Source organism: Rhodococcus sp. NPDC077669, from assembly GCF_040686915.1.
GTDB lineage: Bacteria > Actinomycetota > Actinomycetes > Mycobacteriales > Mycobacteriaceae > Rhodococcoides > Rhodococcoides fascians.
Genome location: NZ_JBFBMD010000054.1, coordinates 1 through 2,630 on the forward strand (window position 1 = coordinate 1; position 2,630 = coordinate 2,630).

The window sequence follows — 2,630 nt, forward strand, 5'->3', positions numbered from 1 at the left end:
TCCCGTTCGGCGGCTTCCCTTGGGGCCGCATCGCATTCGGTCAATCCGACGGGCCGCTGCTGCCTCTGGCTGCGGTGATCGGCGCGCCGGGGTTGTCGTTCGTCGTGGTGCTGATCGGGTCCGCTCTGGCCGGCGTCGTTGCCTCCGGTCGCATCACCCGCAGAACTGCAGCAGCGTCGTGCATCGGTGTGGCCACTGCTGTAGGGGCGCTCACGGTGGTGGCTCCACTGTTCGCTCCGCCGCAGCAGGACACGGTCACCGTCGCCTTGGTGCAAGGCAACGTCCCGCGTCTCGGTCTCGACTTCAACGCCCAACGACGCGCGGTTCTCGACAACCATGTTCAGCGCACCATCGAGCTCGCCGCCGACATCGACTCCGGCCGCGTACGCGCACCCGACCTGGTCATCTGGCCGGAGAACTCCTCCGACATCGATCCCCTGCGCAACCCCGACGCCGCCGCACGTATCGACGCCGCGGCCCGCGCCGTCGGAGTCCCCGTACTCGTCGGCACGGTTCTCCGCCGAGACGACGGCACCACGAGCAACACCTCGATCGTGTGGGATCCCGTCACCGGGCCCGGGCAGAGGCACGACAAGCGGCAACTGGTGCCGTTCGGGGAGTACCTGCCGATGCGCACGATCGTCACCGCACTCTCTCCCTATGCCGCCCAGGCAGGAAACTTCACCCCGGGCCAGGGCAACGGCGTCCTCGACCTCGCCGGAGTGCACGTCGCGGTGGCCACCTGCTACGAGGTCGCCTTCGACTCGTTGCTCACCGACTCCGTGCGCGCCGGTGCCCAGCTGATCGCAGTGCCCACCAACAACGCCACTTTCGGTCGGACGAACATGACCTATCAACAACTCGCCATGTCGCGGGTACGAGCGGTCGAACACGGGCGCAGCGTCGTCGTGTCGGCCACCAGCGGCGTCAGCGCCGTCATCGATGCACGCGGGGAGGTCGTCGAGCGCACGGAGCTGTTCACCCCCGCAGCTGTCGTCACCGAGGTGTCACTGAGCACCACCCTCACCCCGGCGACGATCACCGGCAGCGTTCCGGAATGGATTGCCGCCACCGGCGCTGGTGCAGCACTGGCGTTCTCGCTGCTGCGCCGACCACGCTCCATCACACCGAACCCCGCAAACTACTATGTCGCGTAGTATTTAGATGGTGGTCGGTGAAGGGCGTGCGGAGATGACGATCGACGAACACCCCCGTGCGCACTCGCCGGGACTGGTGCGCAGAACAGTGGCGATGCTGCGCAACCGGTGGCGACAACTGACGTCGATGCGGACAGCGTTGGTGCTGCTGTTCCTCCTCGCCGCCGCAGCTGTCCCCGGCGCTTTGCTGCCGCAGCGCAATCTCAATACCCAGGCCGTCGATTCTTTCATTGCCGCGCGTCCGGTTCTCGGGCCGGTGATGGACACGCTGGAATTGTTCGACGTGTTCGCGAGTTCCTGGTTCACCGCGATCTACGTCCTGTTGTTCGTGTCGCTGATCGGCTGTCTGACTCCCCGGTTGATCGAGCACGGCAAAGCTCTTCGCGCACAACCTGTTCGAGTACCGCGAAACCTCACTCGACTACCGTTGCATCATTCGGGCACCCTCGCCGGTGACCCCGAGAAGGTGATCGCCGACATCGCGCGGCACTTGAAAGGGTGGCGTACCGCCGTTCGACCCGAGCCCGATGGGGCACTGACTCTCTCGGCGGAGAAGGGCTACACCCGCGAGGCCGGGAACCTGCTGTTTCACTTCTCGCTGATCGGTCTGCTCGCGGCCATCGCGATCGGCAAACTGTTCGGCTACGAAGGCTCGGTCATCGTCATCGCCGACAACGGGCCCGGTTTCTGCAACACCTCGCCCGCGATCTACGACTCCTTTCGCGCCGGCAACAGCACCGACGGCACCGGACTCGAGCCGTTCTGTATCCGGGTCAGAGATTTCACCGCCGACTACCTCGAGAACGGTCAGGCCGAGATGTTCACCTCGAACATCTCCTACCAGAGCGCCGACGACATCGCCGCCGACACCTGGCGCGACTATCAACTCAAAGTCAACGAACCCCTCCGGCTCGGCGACGAACGCATCTACCTCACCGGACACGGCTACGCCCCCGAGTTCACCGTCACCTTCCCCGACGGCCAGACCCGCACCGAAGCGCTGCAGTTCCGCCCCGACGACGCCACCACGTTCCTCAGCAGCGGCGCGCTGCGATTCGACCCACCCGGGGGGACCTACGCCACCGCCGAGGAGCGCCGCCGAGGGCAGATCGCCATCGAAGGACTCTTCGCGCCCACCGCGCAATTCAACGGCAACCTGCTCTCCTCCCGCTTCCCGGAACTGGTCGATCCCGCGGTGGCAGTGGACATCTACAAAGGCGACACCGGTCTCGACACCGGCATCCCGCAGTCGATCTTCTCCCTGGACCAGGAGATGATCAACCAGGGCCGGCTGGTCAAGCAGGACCGGGTCAACCTGCGGCCCGGAGAATCGACGACCCTCTCCGACGGCACCGTCGTCCGGTTCGACGGTGCCAAGGAATTCGCGAACCTCCAGGTCGGATACGACCCCGCGCAGCGGTGGGTGCTCGTGTTCGCGGTCACGATGATGACCGGACTACTGGTGTCCCTGGT

General features: G+C 65.9%; 2 protein-coding genes. Both read left to right on the forward strand.

The features are described from left to right. A partial coding sequence (gene lnt / locus AB0P23_RS25375) for an apolipoprotein N-acyltransferase (RefSeq protein ID WP_052061606.1) occupies positions 1-1,157 on the forward strand: 1,157 nt, incomplete at its 5' end. 34 nt (positions 1,158-1,191) lie between these two features. Next, positions 1,192-2,630, forward strand: a 1,439-nt coding sequence (locus tag AB0P23_RS25380; protein ID WP_032400877.1) for a cytochrome c biogenesis protein ResB, incomplete at its 3' end; no start/stop codon positions are given.